Origin of the sequence: Marinilactibacillus piezotolerans, assembly GCF_900114235.1 — a bacterium.
Taxonomy (GTDB): Bacteria; Bacillota; Bacilli; order Lactobacillales; family Carnobacteriaceae_A; genus Marinilactibacillus; species Marinilactibacillus piezotolerans.
In genome coordinates, this window is record NZ_FOSJ01000001.1 from 86,768 (window position 1) to 105,751 (window position 18,984).

15 protein-coding genes and 1 other annotated feature are annotated in these 18,984 nt (G+C 34.1%); of the genes, 3 read left to right on the forward strand and 12 right to left on the reverse strand.

The window, feature by feature from the left end; translation table 11 throughout:
• Positions 1 to 77: 77 nt before the first annotated feature.
• The 3 genes from BM212_RS00460 to hisS are packed head-to-tail and all read right to left on the reverse strand — an operon-like array spanning position 78 to position 4,087.
• Positions 78 to 989 carry a deoxyribonuclease IV gene (locus tag BM212_RS00460; RefSeq protein WP_091895245.1) on the reverse strand — a complete coding sequence of 304 codons (912 nt, stop codon included), beginning with the start codon at positions 987 to 989 and terminating at the stop codon, positions 78 to 80.
• A 3-nt stretch (positions 990 to 992) separates the two neighbouring features.
• A complete protein-coding gene (aspS, locus tag BM212_RS00465; RefSeq protein WP_091895265.1) occupies positions 993 to 2,771 on the reverse strand; it encodes an aspartate--tRNA ligase in 1,779 nt (592 codons plus the stop codon).
• A gap of 14 nt (positions 2,772 to 2,785) precedes the next feature.
• Positions 2,786 to 4,087, reverse strand: a complete 1,302-nt coding sequence (gene hisS / locus BM212_RS00470; RefSeq protein ID WP_091895268.1) for a histidine--tRNA ligase — start codon at positions 4,085 to 4,087, stop codon at positions 2,786 to 2,788.
• A 70-nt stretch (positions 4,088 to 4,157) separates the two neighbouring features.
• Positions 4,158 to 4,371: a binding site (T-box leader), on the reverse strand.
• A gap of 181 nt (positions 4,372 to 4,552) precedes the next feature.
• Here hisS and BM212_RS00475 point away from each other — a divergent pair.
• The 3 genes from BM212_RS00475 to BM212_RS00485 all read left to right on the forward strand — a co-directional run bounded on the left by BM212_RS00475 (position 4,553) and on the right by BM212_RS00485 (position 8,456).
• Complete coding sequence (locus BM212_RS00475) at positions 4,553 to 5,890, forward strand: N-acetylmuramoyl-L-alanine amidase family protein (protein ID WP_091895271.1); 1,338 nt, start codon at positions 4,553 to 4,555, stop codon at positions 5,888 to 5,890.
• Positions 5,891 to 6,187: 297 nt separating this feature from the next.
• Positions 6,188 to 6,988 carry a formate/nitrite transporter family protein gene (locus BM212_RS00480; RefSeq protein WP_072694769.1) on the forward strand — a complete coding sequence of 267 codons (801 nt, stop codon included), beginning with the start codon at positions 6,188 to 6,190 and terminating at the stop codon, positions 6,986 to 6,988.
• 265 nt (positions 6,989 to 7,253) lie between these two features.
• Positions 7,254 to 8,456, forward strand: a complete 1,203-nt coding sequence (locus tag BM212_RS00485) for a cation:proton antiporter (RefSeq protein ID WP_091895272.1) — start codon at positions 7,254 to 7,256, stop codon at positions 8,454 to 8,456.
• 69 nt (positions 8,457 to 8,525) lie between these two features.
• Here BM212_RS00485 and dtd read toward each other — a convergent pair whose 3' ends face one another.
• From dtd to dnaJ, 9 genes are all read right to left on the reverse strand, one after another.
• The gene (dtd, locus tag BM212_RS00490) at positions 8,526 to 8,972 is read right to left on the reverse strand and encodes a D-aminoacyl-tRNA deacylase (protein WP_091895275.1); all 447 of its coding nucleotides are present in this window, start codon (positions 8,970 to 8,972) and stop codon (positions 8,526 to 8,528) included.
• 45 nt (positions 8,973 to 9,017) lie between these two features.
• Positions 9,018 to 11,228 (reverse strand): RelA/SpoT family protein, encoded by a 2,211-nt coding sequence (locus tag BM212_RS00495; RefSeq protein ID WP_091895278.1) that lies wholly within the window; start codon positions 11,226 to 11,228, stop codon positions 9,018 to 9,020.
• 194 nt (positions 11,229 to 11,422) lie between these two features.
• Positions 11,423 to 12,094 (reverse strand): deoxyribose-phosphate aldolase, encoded by a 672-nt coding sequence (gene deoC, locus BM212_RS00500; RefSeq protein WP_072694765.1) that lies wholly within the window; start codon positions 12,092 to 12,094, stop codon positions 11,423 to 11,425.
• Between the two features lie 38 nt (positions 12,095 to 12,132).
• Entirely contained in the window at positions 12,133 to 13,083 is a 951-nt protein-coding gene (prmA, locus tag BM212_RS00505; protein WP_072694764.1) for a 50S ribosomal protein L11 methyltransferase, read from the reverse strand.
• Positions 13,061 to 13,612 (reverse strand): DUF3013 family protein, encoded by a 552-nt coding sequence (locus tag BM212_RS00510; protein ID WP_091895283.1) that lies wholly within the window; start codon positions 13,610 to 13,612, stop codon positions 13,061 to 13,063. Before BM212_RS00510 ends, prmA begins: the two co-directional genes overlap by 23 nt.
• A 27-nt stretch (positions 13,613 to 13,639) precedes the next feature.
• The gene (locus BM212_RS00515) at positions 13,640 to 14,263 is read right to left on the reverse strand and encodes a DNA-3-methyladenine glycosylase (protein ID WP_091895287.1); all 624 of its coding nucleotides are present in this window, start codon (positions 14,261 to 14,263) and stop codon (positions 13,640 to 13,642) included.
• A gap of 90 nt (positions 14,264 to 14,353) precedes the next feature.
• Positions 14,354 to 15,634, reverse strand: a complete 1,281-nt coding sequence (locus BM212_RS00520; RefSeq protein WP_072694761.1) for an HlyC/CorC family transporter — start codon at positions 15,632 to 15,634, stop codon at positions 14,354 to 14,356.
• 189 nt (positions 15,635 to 15,823) lie between these two features.
• Positions 15,824 to 17,647: a translation elongation factor 4 gene (gene lepA / locus BM212_RS00525; protein WP_091895290.1), complete on the reverse strand. Its 1,824-nt coding sequence runs from the start codon at positions 17,645 to 17,647 to the stop codon at positions 15,824 to 15,826.
• A gap of 126 nt (positions 17,648 to 17,773) precedes the next feature.
• Positions 17,774 to 18,925: a molecular chaperone DnaJ gene (gene dnaJ, locus BM212_RS00530; RefSeq protein ID WP_091895293.1), complete on the reverse strand. Its 1,152-nt coding sequence runs from the start codon at positions 18,923 to 18,925 to the stop codon at positions 17,774 to 17,776.
• Between the last annotated feature and the right edge of the window lie 59 nt (positions 18,926 to 18,984).

An 18,984-nucleotide genomic window follows, 5' to 3' on the forward strand; every position in this document is an offset into this window, starting at 1 on the left:
ACTAGTATCTATTTTATAAGATACTAATTAAATGGGTTGTGTTTTTTGCTAGGCTATTTTCTTATTTGTTTTTTTAATTATTTCCAGTCTTTACCATTTAAAATTTCTTCCAGGAGATTAGGATTAAATGTTTTTTGTTTTAACATATTGATCTCATGTCCATAAGGAGCCTTTTTGTTTTTCTTATCTTCTCCAACATATGGCGTTTCCAGTATTTTAGGTAGAGATTCTAACTTAGGATGATGAACGATATCCCTTAACGCCTCAAATCCTATTTCACCAAATCCGATATTAGCATGTCGATCTTTACCTGCTCCGATGATATTTTTAGAATCATTGACATGAACAACTTTTAGTCGCTCCAATCCAATAATCTTATCAAATTCATCTAATACACCATCAAAATCATTCTTAATGTTATATCCTGCATCATGCGTATGACAAGTATCAAGCGTTACTGATAATTTATCATCTAAATCAACCCGTTCAATAATCTGGGCAATTTCTTCAAAACTACGTCCAATCTCTGTACCTTTACCAGCCATTGTTTCAAGTGCTATTTGAATTTTCTGATCTTTATGAAGGATCTCATTAAGTCCTTTAGCAATCTGCTCAATAGCAGCGTCAGTACCTGCTCCAACATGTGCACCTGGGTGCATAGTCATTTGCGTAGCACCGATTGCTTCTGCTCTTCTGATTTCTTCTTTCATAAATTCTACTGCAAAAGCAAAATTTTCCGTCTTGATTGTATTGCCTAAATTAATAATATATGGAGCATGGACAACTATACTATCTGATTTTATATTATTTTCTCCCATAAACTTCTGTCCAGCTTCAATGTTCATTTCCGAAACTTCTTTACGACGAGTGTTTTGAGGTGCTCCAGTATAAATCATAAAAGTTGTTGCATCATAGCTTTTGGCCTCTTCTGCAGCGCCAAGCAGCATTTTTTTACCTTTCATTCCTACGTGTGAACCTATCAATACCATTTTTTACTCCTTATCTGTTTTAGCAGTGGTCTTCAGGGCTAACTCTTTTAACTGGTTATCAGAAACTACTGACGGAGCATTCGTCAAAGGATCAATTGACTTACCATTTTTTGGAAACGCAATTACTTCACGAATATTTTTCTCATTTGCAAGGATCATGACTAATCGGTCAAGTCCAAAAGCAATACCACCATGTGGAGGGAATCCATATTCAAGTGCATCTAATAAGAATCCAAATTGATTTACTGCTTCTTCTTTAGAAAAACCTAATGCTTTTAACATTTTTTCTTGTAATTCTCTCTGATGTATACGAATAGATCCTCCACCTATTTCGTAACCATTCAATACAATATCATAGGCATTTGCATAAACATTTTCAGGATCTGATTCTAGCTTACCAAGATCTTTTTCAAGTGGCATGGTAAAAGGATGGTGAGCCGCACTATAACGTTCAGCTTCCTCATCATATTCCAATAACGGCCATTCATCGACCCACAAGAATGCTAGTTTTGATTCATCAATCAGATTCAGTTTTTTACCCAAATGAATTCTCAATGCTCCTAATGCATCAAATACTACTTTAGGCTTATCAGCAACAAATAAAAGCAAGTCCCCTGCTTCTGTACTCATTCTGCTCATAAGTTCTTGAGCAATCGGTTTATCATTAAAGAATTTAGCAATTGGACCACTAAATCCTTCTTCCGTTACTTTCATCCAGGCTAATCCTTTAGCCCCATATATAGAAGCGACCTCTCCGAGAGCATCAATATTCTTGCGGGAGAATTCTTCAGCCACTCCTTTTACATTCAAGCCTTTGACTACTCCGCCGTTTTCAATAGTACTTGTAAATACTTTAAAATCTGAGTTTGTCACAATATCTCCCAATTCAATAAGTTCAAGTTCAAATCGTGTATCAGGTTTATCACTACCATAACGATTCACAGCCTCATCATACGAAATTCTAGGGAAAGGACGAGAAATTTCCATACCTTTAGTTTCCTTAACGACTTCAACTAATAGCTTTTCCATTAAATCTTGTATTTCTTTCTCGTCAATAAAACTCGTTTCAATATCGACTTGGGTGAATTCCGGTTGACGGTCTCCTCTAAGATCTTCGTCCCTAAAACAACGAACGATTTGATAATAACGATCAATACCTGCACCCATCAAGAGTTGTTTAAACAATTGTGGTGACTGTGGTAAAGCAAAAAATTTCCCTTCATGTACTCGTGACGGTACTAAGTAGTCTCTAGCACCTTCAGGAGTGGACTTTGTTAAATAAGGCGTTTCAATATCTAAAAATCCATTACTATCTAAAAAATCACTAAAAACTTTTTTCACCTTATGACGCATTATCATATTTTCTTTCATCTTGTTACGTCTTAAATCCAGATATCTGTATTTTAATCTAATATCATCTGATACTTCTACAGTATCTTGAATATCAAAGGGAGGAGTTTTAGATTTATTTAGAATTGAAATAGTTATTGCTTCAATCTCTATTTCACCAGTTGGCAAGTCGTTATTTACTGTACCATCTTGTCTTTTTACAACTTTTCCAGTTATTTCAACCACAAATTCAGACCGTAATGTTTCAGCGATTACAAATGCTTCTTTAGATTTTTCAGCATTGAATACTACTTGAATAATTCCTTCACGGTCTCTTAGATCAACAAAAATCATACCACCTAGATCTCTTCTTTTCTGAACCCATCCCGATAGGGTCACTTGTTTTCCGACCTGTTCACTTGTTACTTCTCCGCAATACATAGTTCTCTCCATACTTTTCACCTATCCTAATCCTTTAAGCTATTTTCAATTTCTTCTAAATATTCAACAATATTACCTTTAGATACTTTATCTAAAGATAAAACTGTTTCTTTTCCAGTCTCTAATAACTTAACATTTATTGTACCCTTATTTAACTCGTTTTCGCCTAAAGTAAATACATATTTGGCATTTAACTTATCTGCTGTCTTAAATTGTTTTGCCGGTTTTCTATTTAAGAATTCTCTTTCTACGTTAAGCCCCGCTGCTCTTAAAACAGAAGCAAGTTTTATGGCTTCTTTGTTTGTTTCTTTTCCAATAGTTACAATAAATATATCTAAAGCAGCTACTTCCGGAAAATCATATTCCATATTTTCAAGTAACATTACCAGTCTTTCAAGTCCAATACCAAAACCAAATCCAGGAGTTGAAGGTCCTCCAATTTCTTCTACCAAACCATCATATCTTCCACCAGCACAAACAGTGGTATTTGAACCAAAATCAGGATCTTCAGTCATGATCTCAAATATCGTATCATTATAGTAATCTAGACCCCTTACCATGTTATTATCAATCTCATAATTAATGTCTAAAGCTTCAAGGTATTCCTTTACAGTCTCAAAATTATTTTTAGAATTCTCATCTAAATAATCTAATATAGAAGGTGCTTCAGCTACAATTTCTTTATCTTTTTTATTTTTACTATCTAGAACACGGAGAGGATTTTTATATAAACGTTCCTTCGAATCTTTACTTAAATCATCAAAATGTGGTTCTAAATAGTTAATCAGAGCTTGACGATAGATTTTACGGGTTTCAATATTTCCTAAAGAATTAATGACAAGTTTAAGATTTTTTATATTGAATGATTTGAATATATCCATTGCCAAGGCCATTGTTTCAACATCGGTTGCTGGATTACTGCTACCAAAGACTTCTACACCTAATTGATGAAATTGTCGCATACGACCTTTTTGAGGGCGTTCATATCGGAACATGGGTGCAATATAATAATATTTTAACGGCTTGTGATGTTCAGGTCCATATAATTTGTTTTCCACATATGAGCGAACTACCCCAGCAGTTCCTTCTGGACGTAGAGCAATATGACGGTTCCCTTTATCATAAAAATCATACATTTCTTTTGAAACAATATCACTTGTTTCTCCAACACCACGGGAAAACAATTCAAATTGTTCAAATATCGGAGTACGTACTTCTTTAAACTGATAGCGAGCTAGTATTTCTTTCGCATGATTTTCAATATATTGCCACTTATTAGTATCTTCTGGTAAAAAATCGGGTGTTCCTTTAATTTTTTGATAACTCATATTTTTCCTCCTGTTTCATATGTCATCTTTAATTATAAAAAAAAGTCCTTCTTCTATACTAATTGTATAAAAGAAGGACGTGTATAATAATTAAGTCACGTGGTACCACCTAGATTTAGAAAGCAAACTACTTTCACTCTAAAGTTAACGCCTTCTACGTGATAGCTTTTCACTATCAAACCTCCAGAGTGTCTTTCAAATAATTGTCAGGGGGTCTCTTTCAGCCAAGGAGAACCTTTCTAAAACATTAACAACTATCTTACTTTCTCTTTCATCGGTAATTTATTTAACTGATCAATATCTGAATACTTTATTGATTACAAGCTTACAAGAAAGATATTATAAAGTCAATATACGTTTTTATTTTTTCTAGGTTATCTTACATATTGCAATAACAAAGATTTAACTGATATAATAGTAAAAACTGAGAATTATTATCCTGTACTATTTGAGAGGATGACTAGAATGGATCAAAATGACCCATACATACATAATTTATTTCCTAAAAAAAATATTTTCATAGCCATTATTCTATTACTTTTGAGTATAACTATTGCTTCTTCGATTGTTTTAGCCAACGAGAATAGCGTAACGGTAAAAGCCAGTGTGCTAAATGTTCGTATCGGACCTGGATTGACTTACGATGTTATGACTCAAGTTAATGAAGATCAAAAATTAAATGTCTTAGCTGAAGACAATGAATGGTACAAAGTGAGATTATCAAATGATCAGATTGGTTGGGTAGCTAGCTGGTTGGTAGAAAATGAAGAAATTTCTTCAGAAAACCAGCGTTATGGTAGAGTTACAGGTACCGAGGTCAATATAAGACAATACGCTACTACTGATTCCAAGAAACTAGGTACAGTATATGAAAATACTGAACTTTCAGTCCTTTATGAAGAAAATGACTGGTACCAGGTTCTTTATTTAGGCAAAGTTGCCTGGATTCATAAAGACTATTTAGAACTTATTGATACACCTAATACACAATCATCAGAAAATTCCGTTTCTACTCAAGAAGTTACTATTGGAGATCTGGAAACGAATGTCAGAAATGCTCCAAGTACTGATGCTGAGATTTTATCTGTTGCAGCACCTGACAGTAAGCTTATTTATTTAGGTACTGAAGAAGACTGGTATAAAGTTCAGCTAGATGATGGCAGTACAGGATATGTTGCAAACTGGGTTTCTAGCCTTTCAGATGTAGAAACAGTTAATATAGAAGAACAAGCAGATCAAATAGATAGAATTGCAACAAATCTATCTGAAGCTACTATCATGATTGATGCAGGACATGGTGGAAAAGATCCCGGTGCTCTAGCAGAAACTGGATTCCTTGAGAAAGATGTTGCTTTGAGTACGGCTAAAATTTTACAGAAACGTCTTCAAGATGCTGGTGCCAACGCGATCATGACTAGAACAGATGACACCTTCATTTCCTTAAATGACCGAGTTTATCTGTCTCAGCAAGCTAACGCTGATGCTTTCATCAGTATTCATTACGATACAATAGAAGTCGCTAATTCTATGAGTGGCACAACAACTTATTATTATTCAAATAGTGAATTAGAGCTAGCAAATACTGTCAATCAGTATCTGGAATCAAATGGCACTCTCCCTAATAATGGTGTCAGATCTGCCGAATACTATGTATTAAAGAATAATGCTCAACCTTCAATCCTATTAGAGTTAGGCTATTTAAATAACGATTTAGATGTTTCTGTAGTAGACACCCAAGCTTATCAATCTACTGTGGTAGAAGCAATCTATCAAGGTTTGAGAGACTATTTTTCACAAAAATAAAATTAAAACCTACTACACTTTTGAAGAGGCTACTTTCTTCAAAAGTGTTTTTTTATATTAGTTCAAAAAATATATTATCTATGTTTAATCTAATGATTAATAGTAATTCTATTTTATACAGGATGAAGTTTTCCTTTGGCTCATCTTATTGATTTATTAATGTAAGTGAAATCATTTAATCATTCTTTCATTTATTCATTTTTTTATTGAAAATAAATTGATTTTCATTTTCAAATGATCGATAAAGTGGTAATATAAATTTATTGTGTAAAAACTAACAAGAAGGATGGAATTTTAATGGATGCAAATTATCAAGGCCTCTTTTATTCTATTGAAAAAAGTATAGAAAAAAAGAAGCAGCTTTTTGAAGTAAGTGCGATTCGCTATTTTATCAGAGCCATGTTGGCTACTTTATTTTTAACTTTAGGAACTGCTATTGCAGTGATTACTGCTCAAGCAGCTGAGAAAGCTATACCTGGTTCTGGCAAATTTTCATATTCGTTTATGTTTAGCTGGTCCCTTGTTATGATTATCTATATGAATGCTGAATTAGGAACGTCTAACATGATGTATGCAACAGTTGGGGTCCATCGTAAATTATTATCTGGGAAAAAAGCACTTATTATATTATTTGCTTGTTTATTATTCAATTTAATCGGTGGTGTGCTAGCAAGCTATCTAGTCTCTTTATCTTCAGTATTCCAAGACTTGCCAAATGATCATTTCTTATTTCATGCCATTGAAGGAAAATTAGCAAAATCACCTCTTCAAATATTTACAGAAGGAATATTCGCTAATATCATCGTAAATGTTGCTGTATTCTGTACTATTAGAATGAAAGATGACGCCGGTAAAGTGATTTCTATGATATTCATCATTTTCATTTTTGCTTTCTTAGGATTTGAACACGTTATCGCTAACTTTGCATCTTTCCCCCTTGCATTTTTTGCATATGGTGGTGCTGTACCGGGAATGACTTTTGCATCAGTAGGAATTAACTGGCTCTTCACTGCTCTTGGCAATTTTGTTGGTGGCGGTTTGATTATAGGGCTAACCTATTCTTGGTTAAATAAAGGAAACCATATCTACTTGGATTAAACTAAAAAATTATTTATATTAGTTAATCTAAGTCAGTATTCACTATACATTACAACGACTTATTCAGTTTAGATTATTATTATAATTGGATGAGTCGTTTTTAATAAATTATACAAATAAAACTTTTAAATCTTTTATCAATACCGTAGTACAAAATCGAGAATTTATTACAGCAAACGATTTGCTTTAATTTTTTCTTCAAATTTGTTAAATTTAATTAGATTAGATACTTATATAACATTATATTTAGAAAGCAGGTTTTTCTATGCATTTATATCTTCGACTTATCGTTCTTTTACTAGTAAGTATTATTGTATATATAATTGATGTTAAGAAAAAATATTTTCCAGTTCCTGTTATTCTAGTCGTAATTGGGATAGGGCTCTCGTTTCTATCTTTGTTTTCTGGGTTATCCATATCAAAAAATATTTTATATTATATTTTTATACCAGGTCTTTTATTTGTCTCTGCTTATCAATTTTCTGCTAAGGCTTTTAAAAAGAACGCTTCACTAATGATTACGTTAAGCACAGTCGGTATGGTCGGAACCGTGTTGCTGTTAGGAGCAGGAATCTTTTGGATAACTTCTTTTTTCCATCCACTTCCCTGGAGTTTATCTTTTCTATTAGCTTCCATTCTTGTACCAACTGATCCTGTTTCTGTAGTATCCATTTTAAAAAACAGTACTAAACCTGATGAAGTTGCTGATATCGTAGAAGGCGAATCGATGTTAAATGATGGAACAAGTATCGTCATGTTTACTATTTTTCTTTCAATGGTAGAAACAGGTAATGCTTTTTCTGTATTAAATTTTCTTGAGAGCTTTATTTTTGTCTCATTAGGCGGTGTCATTGTAGGACTAATATTCGGATGGATTCTAAGCCATGCTATTCATATCACTTCACATCATGAATATCAAATCATGCTCAGCATATTTATAGCTTATGGGAGTTTTATGCTAGCTGAAGAGCTCGGATTTTCCGGAGTTTTAGCTACTGTCGTTTCTGGAATCATGCTTTCATTTGGCTTTTCTAAAAAAAATGTAAAAGGAGAAGAATTCAGAGTAGCTCTAGGTGGCTTCTGGAATGTTGTCAATCCGATATTAATGTCCATATTATTTCTTCTCATAGGTATACAATCAGCGCCTTATCTCTACTTTAATTATTGGTATTTGGCTTTTATGATTTTTATTCTTTCAATATTAGCTCGTTTTATAGTGTTAGGATGTACACTATACTTAATACCTAAATGGAAAAAAAGATTTAAAAATTTATCTTCTGCGCTTTTAGTCCTTTCTTGGGCTGGAATCAAGGGTTCTATGTCAGTTGTTTTACTTTTGTGGACAATAGACAGTGCATTAGTAGAAGATCCTATACTGATTTCAATTGCTTTTGCCTCTATTTTAATATCTTTTATCTTACAAAGTTTAGGTATTTATCCATTAACAAAAATACTAAAACGTAAATAAATTCAAGAGAATACGTATTTCATCTATAAAGAATAAAAGCTCCTGACTTTTGCCAGGAGCTCTTATTCTTTATTTGTTTTTTGAATCTATTACAATTGTTACTGGACCATCATTTAGTAAAGAAACCTTCATGTCCTCTCCAAATCTCCCAGTCTGTACATTAATTCCTTCAGAACTTAATGCATAATTAAATTTTTCATACAGCGGAATTGCTTGATCTGGTCGAGCAGCATCAACAAAACTCGGCCTATTCCCTTTTTTAGTGTCTGCATATAAAGTAAACTGAGAAATAGAAAGTATAGAGCCGCCTACCTGTGCTAATGAAAGATTCATCTTTCCTTCATTATCTTCAAAGATACGCATGTTTTTAACTTTCCTTACGAGATAATTAATATCTTCTTCTGTATCACTATGGCAAATTCCTACCAAAACAACCATACCGGTTTCAATAGAACCTTTGATCTCGCCATTAACTTTTACTTGGGCTTCTGTAACTCTTTGAATAACTAATCGCAATTCGAAACCTCCTGCTACCTTTCAACTTATTACTTAAAGCTGTTTTTATGAAGTAATTCTTTTAACAGAATAAACATCAGGTATTGATTTAACTTTATCCACAATTCGTTCTAGTTCACTAAGATTCTGGATACCGATCGTAACTTTGATTATAGCCATTTTATTGTTATCTATTTTACCATTTACATTACTTAATTGATTCGTTTGGGAATTGATGACTTGCAATATTTCATTTAATAGACCTGAACGATCATAACCTTGTACTTGTAGTTCAGCATTATAGGATTTGTCATTACCGCTCGATTCCCATTCAACTTCAATCAATCTGTTCTCTGCATCCTCTGATGCATGAACATTTGGACAATCCATTCGGTGGATAGATACACCTCGTCCTCGAGTAATATAGCCAACAATATCATCTCCAGGAACCGGATTACAGCACTTGCTTAATCTTACTAGCAAGTTATCAGCGCCTTGTATAACTACTCCGCCTTCATGCTTGATTTTCATTTTTTCAGGTTCTTTTTTTTGTTTCATTTCAATCGGATGATTCTGATCTAATTGCAATTCTTTTTCTTCTTTTAATTTACGTTCTTTTTCAGTAAGCTTATTTGCGACTGTAACTACTTTAACTTCTCCATAACCTATTGAAGCATAAAGATCTTCAGTATTTTGATAATTGAAGCGATCTGTCACTTTACTGATATTTTCTTTTTTCAAGATTTGTTTTGGACTAAAACCCATTTCTGTAATTTGCTTTTCAAGTATTTCTTTACCGCGCTCTACATTTTGTTCTTTTTCCTGAGTTTTAAAGAATCGTTTGATTTTATTTTTAGCTTTTGAAGTATTTACATAGTTAAGCCAGTCTCTACTTGGTCCAAATGAATTAGAAGATGTCAGCATTTCAACAATATCTCCATTTTTCAATTTGTAATTAAGAGGAACAATCTTGCCATTGACTTTTGCTCCCATTGATTTATTACCGACTTCTGTATGAACATGAAAAGCAAAGTCTAAAGTACTTGATCCGGAAGGAAGCTCCATTACATCTCCTTTAGGGCTGAATACATAAACTTTATCTTTAAAAATATCTTGTTTGATTGAATCCATAAAATCACTGGCATCACTAGATTCATTTTGGAGTTCTAAAATGTCTCTAAACCATGAAATATGTTCTGATAAATCATCTTTGTCAATTTTTTCTGTAATACCTTCTTTATAAGCCCAATGTGCAGCTACCCCATATTCTGCTATTTCATGCATCTGGTAAGTCCTGATTTGTACTTCCAGTGGTGTAGCGTTTGGCCCTAAAACTGTTGTATGAAGAGACTGGTACATATTGGCTTTAGGCATAGCTATATAGTCTTTGAATCTACCAGGCATTGGTTTCCATCTGGTATGGATAGCTCCAAGCACACCATAACAATCTTTAATTGAATCAACGATTATTCTAATAGCTAATAGATCATAGATTTCATTAAATTGTTTTTTCTGCTGTTTCATTTTTTTGTAAATAGAATATATATGTTTTGGACGTCCTGTAATATTTGCTTTAATATCCAATTCGTCTACCGACTCAACAATTGCTTTTTTAGCATCATCAATATAACGTTCACGGTCTTCTCGTCTAGAGTTCATTAAGTGGACAATACGATAATATTGTTGAGGATTCATATATCTCAAGGAAATATCTTCAAGTTCCCATTTGATTCGACTAATTCCTAATCTGTCTGCTAAAGGAGCATAAATTTCTAAAGTCTCTTTTGCAATGTCCCTTTGCTTCTCTGGACGATGATGTTTTAGTGTACGCATATTATGAACACGATCTGCTAATTTAACCAGTATAACTCGTACATCCTGAGCCATTGCCAATAACATTTTACGATGATTTTCAGCTTGATGTTCTTGTTTTGATTTAAATTTGATTTTCCCTAGTTTTGTAACACCATCTACAAGATCTGCTACTTCAGGTGTAAATATTTCAGCGATATCTGTATAAGTGTAATCAGTGTCTTCAATTACGTCATGGAGAAAACCAGTAGCAACGGTAACAGGATCCATTTTTAGATCTGCTAAGATTCCTGCTACCTGAACAGGGTGCATAATATATGCTTCTCCTGATTTGCGTATTTGTCCTCTATGCGCTTCTTCTGCTAAATCATAGGCCTGTTTAACGAAGGCTACATGTTCACTGTTCATATATGTCAAACATAGTGCTATGACTTCTTGAGGAGTATAGTCTTTTTTCTGTGACATAGATCCTACCTTCTTTTCTCATGATCTCATTTTAATTCTGTCTTTAGTTTGTAATATGCTTAGTTATAATAGTTAATTATTTTATTCTAATTGATAATAAAACCAGCACTTTTCAGTGCTGGTTCTCTTTTATATTATATCGTTTTTGTATAGCAGTTTCAACTCATGGTTTTTTTGGAACTGCCATGGTTTCTTTAGTATGCATTACTTCCTTCTACACCCTCTAGAAGTGCTACACCATTAGAAGTCCCTATACGAGTAGCACCGGCTTCGATCATCCTTTTGGCATCCTCATAAGTTCTAACGCCTCCAGAAGCTTTAACACCCATCTCTGGTCCTACAGCAGTGCGCATCAGTTTGATATCTTCTACTGTAGCTCCACCAGTTGAGAATCCAGTAGATGTTTTGACGAAATCTGCTCCCGCTCTCTTAGCTATCTCGCAAGCTCGTATTTTTTCATTGTGAGACAGTAAAGAGGTTTCGATAATTACCTTCACTATTGCTTTTTTATCAGCAGCTGTAACAACGGCTCTTATATCATCGTGTACAAGAGAAAAATCTTCGCTCTTCATAGCTCCAATATTGATAACCATATCAACTTCATCTGCTCCATCTTTAATTGCTTGCTTAGTTTCGTTGACTTTAGTAGCTGTAGTATTTGCTCCTAAAGGAAATCCAATAACAGTACAAGTATTGACCGCGGTTCCTTTTAGTAGATCAGAAACATAAGATACCCAAGTTGGATTAATACACACTGCTTTAAAATTATATTTTTTAGCATCCAAACATGCTTGCTGGATATCTAAATCAGTTGACTCCGGTTTTAGTACAGTATGGTCGATATAACTTTTTAAATTTTCTATCATAATGATCCTTCTTTCTTAATATCTATTTTTTATTATTTTTAATCTTCTTCTGGTTTAATAGCTAATATAGCGATCCAGTCGCCCATTTGATTGATCTGCTGAATTTCAAATCCGGTGTTTTTCAAACTAGCGAGTACTTCTTCTTTCTTTTCTATGATAATACCTGAAGACAGGAACTTACCGCCCGGTTTTAAATTTTTAAATGCATCAGGTATAAGAAGCAATATAATTTCCGCTAGAATATTTGCGACTATCATATCCACTTTTACATCGATATCTTTAAGCAAATCATTGGGTTTAACAGATATTTCCGTTTTTAGATTATTCAATTTTATATTGTCATATGCTGATTTGACAGCTACATCATCTAGATCAAATGCTTGAATTTTAGAAGCACCTAACAAGGCACTAGCAATAGTCAAAACCCCTGATCCAGTTCCAACGTCTAAAACTGTTTCTCCGCCTCTTAAATTATTTTCAAGGGCTTGTAAACAAAGTTTAGTAGTTGGATGGGTGCCGGTACCAAAAGCCAGTCCCGGATCTAAATAAATAATCTTCTCTGCATCATGTCTTTTTATATAATCTTCCCATTGGGGAACAATTGTCATATATCTAGTAATCGGAACAGGATGGTAATATTTTTTCCAAGCATTAGCCCATTCTTCTTCTACTACATCTTCAGTTGTAACTTCATACTTTTCAATATCCAAATCAAAAGACTTAAGCATTTCAATTTTTTCAATTAAAGCCATTTTCGTTGCTTTTGAAGCAGCATCCCCATAAAAATATCCCTTAATAACAACTCCGTCAGCTGGAAAAGATTTTTCATCTAATGCCCATAATGTATCAAATCCGTACTCTGGAAGTGATAAAAAGTCTTTTCTGTCAGCCACGGAGACACCAGCTGAACCTAATTCGATTAATATGTTTGATACTGCTTCTGTAGCTTCTCCATTAATATGAACTTTAAATTCTTTCCACTCCGTCATTTGATTCATCCTTTTTAATTTGTTCGATAAATGATTCTTCTTCGTCAAGCATCATTTTAACTTTTTCTTCATCATATCGATTTATTGATTTCAAAGTTTGGATAGTTCCTTCAAGATTATGTTCATTCCATCTTAAACTGAATTCTCCAGTAACATTATCATCAGAAAATTTCTTCAACTCAACTATGCCTTCCTCAGCTATGATATTCAGCTGCTTTAAGCATGCATACACATGTCCTTTTTCTATACCAGTATGACTGTTTATTGGAATGGAAGCTAAATAATTCTGAGGTTTGACGTGAGCATACGCTGGATCATAGAAGCAAATAACGTCTTCAAATTGAATACTTCCAGGCTGATTAGTCTGTCCAATTACATCTTGTACTTGAAGTGAATCATCTACTTTAGTGTTAAAAGTTATAAATAATTCTATTATTCTATTATTGGTATTTTTAATTACTCTCCACTGGAAAACTGGAAAAAGTTTTTTCAATTCAGTATCTATATATGTTGCGAGATCTTGTTTCAAAACTTAACCTCCTACTCTATTTATACCCTATTCTAACATAGTTTTCCATCCATTATCCATGGAAACCTTTCCTCGCTTTTTAGATAGATATGGATTTCCAGATACCGTATAACGTAAGTTTGCTTCTGTCCATTCACCTTTATTTGGTATACCGATTCTTGGAGAAGCCTCAATATGAATCGGTTCTAGTTTCTTACTCAAATCTAAGTATAGAGGTTTTTCGAATATACTGAGTCCATTATCTTCCATTGAAATATTTAAAGCTTTCGTCAATTTACCTGGACCATTTGTCAAATCAATTCCATTTTTTTTACGATTCAATTGCATTAATTTTTCCCCTTCGTTTGGCTCAACTGCTCTAATCAGTACAGCATGAGCTACTCCTTCAGGTTGAGTAACTATATTTAACATCTTATGAGTATGCATCTGATAGATATAAACTGTTCCAGCTTTCTGATACATGGAGTGTAACCTAGGAGTCCTTTTGCCTAAATAACTATGTGCTGCCGCATCTTCATAACCTAAGTACGCTTCTGTTTCAACAATCCAACCAGACATTACTCCTGAATCTGTCTCTTTAACCAATAAATGACCTAATAATTGTTGAGCGATCTCTTCTGTTGACTTACTAGCATCTGTGATATCAAACATTTTTCTGTACTCATCCTTTATCATTCACTTTCTTTTGCAAGCTCTATTAATGTATAAAAAAAGCATGCTGAATATCAACATGCTTAAATTTTAACCTTCTGCTTCATAGCTTGTTTCTATATAATCAATGCGTATTTCCAGAACTCTTCTATTTTTGACCTCTGTAACTGACACATCCATATTTTTATATATAAACTGATCACCCTCAAAAGGCACTCTATTTAATTCTTCTATAACAAATCCACTGACAGTATTAGAGATGAAATCGTCTGAGCTATCCAGATGAAATAAATCAAAAAGTTTTTCTAATTTTACGGTTCCTTTAACGATATAACTTAATCCATCATTCAATTCAATGATTTCTTCTTCGATTACATCAGATTCATCCCAGATTTCTCCAACCAGCTCTTCTAAGACGTCTTCCATTGTAGCGATTCCAACGGTTCCACCATGTTCATCCGTTACAATTGCCATATGAGTTTTTTTAAGCTGCATTGTTCGAAGCAGCTTAGATAAATTCATTACCGGTGGAACATAAATAACTTCTTTAACAATCGTTAATATTGAGGTATCTTTGCCTGTACGTACTTTAGCTTTCAGATAGCGATTAAAGTCTTTTTCGTGTAAAATTCCTACCACATGATCAATTGTATCATCATAAATGATTAGTCTGGAAAAGTTATGTCTATTAAATAATTCTTCTATCTTCGAATCCTCTTCATTTACATCGCAACCAATAACGTCTACTCGAGGCATCAGTATAGAGGAAACTTCTAAATCATCAAATTCTATAGCTGATCTGACAAGTTGATGTTCATGGTCTTCAATACTTCCACCTATTTCTGCCTGATCGACCATAGAAAGTAATTCATCTTCACTGATTGTTTCCAGATTTTCAAAATTGAACACTCTATCGAGTAAAAGTCTCCATTTTTCAAAAAACCAGATAGCTGGTCTAAATAAATTCATCAAAACCTGAATAATTGGTGAAGAAAATTTAGCGATTGTTTCAGATTTCTCTTTAGCAATCGTTTTTGGTGTAATCTCACCGAATATTAGCACAATAATGGTAATCACAATAGTAGCAATTGTTGCGCCGTATGTTGGAAACCATTTAACAAATAATAAAGTAGCAATTGCAGACGTCGCAATATTCACAATATTGTTACCGATTAAAATCGTAGACAATACGGAATCAAAGTTCTCTGCTAAGTGTAAGGTTCTTTTTGCTTTCTTGTCACCATTTTCTGCTTCATTTTTCAATCTAATTCGGTTCGCCGATGTAAAAGCTGTTTCCGAAGAAGAAAAATAAGCTGATAAAAAAATCAACACAATTAATAATAATATGCTCGATAAATCTCCACTGTCCATTAAGATGGACTTCCCCCTTTATAATCTTTTTATATATTGTATCATAACAATATTTGATTTTTATTAAATTTATTATACTTTTTTAAATTTCAAAGATGGGAAGTCGCCTGACTCCCCATCTCTACTACATTATTTTAAAATAGATTTATAAAAAACTTCATACTTAAATTAATGATGGTTTACTATTCATTACTCATCATCAAGGTTTAATACTGCCATGAAGGCATCTTGAGGAATTTCTACATTACCGACATTCTTCATACGTTTTTTACCGGCTTTTTGTTTCTTCAAAAGTTTCTGACGACGAGTCACGTCCCCACCATATAGTTTAGCTGTAACATCTTTACGGTAAGCTTTAACTGTTGAGCGGGCAACAATATTCTGTCCAATCGCCGCTTGGATAGGGATCTCAAATTGTTGCCGTGGGATTGTCTGTTTCAGCTGTTCTACAACTGATTTTCCTCGACCATAAGAAAAGTCTTTATGCACAATAAAACTCAATGCATCGACTGTTTCTCCATGAATAAGAATATCCATTTTAACCAGATCACTTACACGGTATCCTGCTTCAGCATAATCCAACGAAGCGTATCCTTTTGTACTGGATTTCAAACGATCAAAGAAGTCATATACAATTTCCGATAGAGGAATGAAGTAAGCAACATTCACCCGAATATCATCTAGATATTCCATTGTAATGAATTCTCCCCGTTTACGTTGTGCAATTTCCATCACTGCTCCAACATAATCATTTGGAACGGTGATAGTAGCTTTTACATATGGCTCTTCTACTGATTCGATTTCTTGTGGTGTTGGCATATCATCAGGATTTGAAACTTCAATTTTTTCACCATCTGTTTTGTTGATGTGATAGATAACCGATGGAGCGGTAGTAATCAGATCTAAATTGAATTCACGTTCTAAACGTTCCTGTATGACATCCATATGCAACATACCTAAGAAACCACAACGGAACCCAAATCCTAAAGCTTGAGATGTTTCAGCTTCATACTGAAGGGCAGCATCGTTCAATTGCAGCCTTTCCAGTGCTTCTCTAAGATCCTCATATTTAGCTGAATCTGTCGGATACATTCCACAGAAAACCATCGGGTTCATCTGACGATATCCTGGTAGAGCCTTAGTAGTTGGATTATTTGCAAGGGTAATCGTATCTCCGACTCGAGTATCTTTAACTGTTTTTATATTTGCTGTTACAAATCCAACATCTCCAACCATCAAATAATCTCTGGAAAGAGGTTTCGGAGAGAAAATCCCTAAATCAGTAACTTCAAATTTCTTACCGTTACTTAGTATTTGGATTGTATCTCCTTTACTTAAGACACCATCCATTACTCTAATATTCAAAACAACTCCTCGATAAGGATCATAGGCAGAGTCAAATATCAGAGCTTGAAGCGGATTATCAATATCCCCTTCTGGTGCTGGGACTTTTTGTACAATTTGTTCCAAGATATCTTCAATACCGATACCAGACTTAGCACTAGATAAAACAGCCTCGCTAGCATCTAATCCAATAATATCTTCGATTTCTTTGCGAACTCTTTCAGGATCAGCGGCTGGCAGATCAATCTTATTGATTACTGGCAAGATTTCCAGTTCATTATCTAAAGCAAGATAAACATTGGCTAATGTTTGAGCTTCTACACCTTGTGCTGCATCAACTACCAAAATAGCCCCTTCACATGCAGCTAAACTTCTTGATACTTCATATGTGAAATCCACATGACCGGGTGTATCGATGAGATGAAGAATATACGTTTCTCCATTTTTAGCAGTATACTGTAATTCGACTGTATTCAGCTTAATGGTAATACCACGTTCTCGTTCTAGATCCATTGAATCCAATAACTGATCTTGCATTTCTCTATCCGCAACTGTATGTGTCAATTGTAGTATGCGATCTGCTAGAGTAGATTTACCGTGATCTATATGTGCAATGATTGAAAAATTTCTTATTTGTTTTTGTCTCTTTCGAGCTTCATTTTTATCCATTATATTAAATCCTCATTCCTTCGTCTTCACAGGCGTTCTTACCTATTATACCAACGATTAGAACAGAGCACAATCAAATTAGCAGACATATAATAAGGAGATGGCCGACAGCCATCTCCTTATTTGTTACTTATGCTTATCTTTGAAGGCATCCTTTACCTTTGAAAAAAACGAACCTTCATCTTGTTCAATAATCTCATCATACTCACTAACTTTAGCAAATTTTCTTAGCTGTTCAGCTTGTTCTTGATTTATTTTTTTAGGAATCTCAACATTTACTGTGATATGCTGATCTCCGTTACCTGTTCCACGTAAGCGTGGTGCTCCTTTTCCTTTTAAGCGGAAAGCAGTACCTGGCTGAGTACCTGAAGGTATCTTAAATTTAACTTTACCATGGACAGTGGGAACTTCAAGTTCATCTCCTAATGTTGCTTGAACCATATTGATTGGTAATTCGTAATAGATCTCCGTACCTCTTCTTTTGAATTGATCAGATGATGCTACTCTAAAGACTACATAAAGGTCCCCGTAAGGTCCACCGTTTTTCCCAGCATCTCCCTGATTTTGAAGACGCATTTGGTTTCCATCTTCAACACCAGCTGGTACTGTAACTTTTACAGAATGCTGTTCTTTAGTATGTCCAGTTCCATGACAAACTTCACATTTTTCTTTGATTTCCTGACCAGTTCCATGACAAGTTGGACAAGTCTGTTGCGTCATCACACGACCAAATGGAGTATTTCTTTCTACGTTGATAGCTCCTGCACCACCACATTGAGAACATGTTTGAGGACTAGTACCAGGTTTTGCGCCACTACCGCCACAGTTGTTACATTCTTCTTCTCTTCTATAACGAATCGTAGTTTCTTTCCCAAAAATAGCTTCTTCAAATTTAAGATCTAAAACATATTGAAGATCTTCTCCTTGCATGGGAGCATTAGGATTTCTGGGTCTTCTTCCGCCACCACCAAAGAATTGTTCAAATATATCTTCAAATCCACCGCCGCCGAAGCCGCCAGCTCCACCAAATCCGCCACCAGCTCCAAAATTTGGATCAGTAGAAGCATGTCCGTATTGATCATAAGCAGCTCGTTTTTGTTCATCACTTAATACTTCATAAGCTTCAGTGATTTTTTTGAACATTTCATCAGCATTTGATTCTTCACTAATATCTGGATGATACTTTTTTGATAATTTTCTATATGCTTTTTTTATTTCATCTTTTGAGGCATCTTTTGATACCCCTAAAAGATCATAATAATCTTCTTTTGCCGGCATTTTATTCCTCCATACTCTAAAGAGTTGCTAGATGTATTCTATATATGACTATACTATAC

Excerpts from the sequence above, each read along its gene's own strand:
- BM212_RS00460 (WP_091895245.1), bottom strand. The coding sequence starts at position 989 with ATGGTATTGATAGGTTCACACGTAGGAATGAAAGGTAAAAAAATGCTG.
- aspS (WP_091895265.1), bottom strand. The coding sequence starts at position 2,771 with ATGGAGAGAACTATGTATTGCGGAGAAGTAACAAGTGAACAGGTCGGA.
- hisS (WP_091895268.1), bottom strand. The coding sequence starts at position 4,087 with ATGAGTTATCAAAAAATTAAAGGAACACCCGATTTTTTACCAGAAGAT.
- BM212_RS00475 (WP_091895271.1), top strand. The coding sequence starts at position 4,553 with ATGGATCAAAATGACCCATACATACATAATTTATTTCCTAAAAAAAAT.
- BM212_RS00480 (WP_072694769.1), top strand. The coding sequence starts at position 6,188 with ATGGATGCAAATTATCAAGGCCTCTTTTATTCTATTGAAAAAAGTATA.
- BM212_RS00485 (WP_091895272.1), top strand. The coding sequence starts at position 7,254 with ATGCATTTATATCTTCGACTTATCGTTCTTTTACTAGTAAGTATTATT.
- BM212_RS00495 (WP_091895278.1), bottom strand. The coding sequence starts at position 11,228 with ATGTCACAGAAAAAAGACTATACTCCTCAAGAAGTCATAGCACTATGT.
- deoC (WP_072694765.1), bottom strand. The coding sequence starts at position 12,094 with ATGATAGAAAATTTAAAAAGTTATATCGACCATACTGTACTAAAACCG.
- prmA (WP_072694764.1), bottom strand. The coding sequence starts at position 13,083 with ATGACGGAGTGGAAAGAATTTAAAGTTCATATTAATGGAGAAGCTACA.
- BM212_RS00515 (WP_091895287.1), bottom strand. The coding sequence starts at position 14,263 with ATGTTTGATATCACAGATGCTAGTAAGTCAACAGAAGAGATCGCTCAA.
- BM212_RS00520 (WP_072694761.1), bottom strand. The coding sequence starts at position 15,634 with ATGGACAGTGGAGATTTATCGAGCATATTATTATTAATTGTGTTGATT.
- lepA (WP_091895290.1), bottom strand. The coding sequence starts at position 17,647 with ATGGATAAAAATGAAGCTCGAAAGAGACAAAAACAAATAAGAAATTTT.
- dnaJ (WP_091895293.1), bottom strand. The coding sequence starts at position 18,925 with ATGCCGGCAAAAGAAGATTATTATGATCTTTTAGGGGTATCAAAAGAT.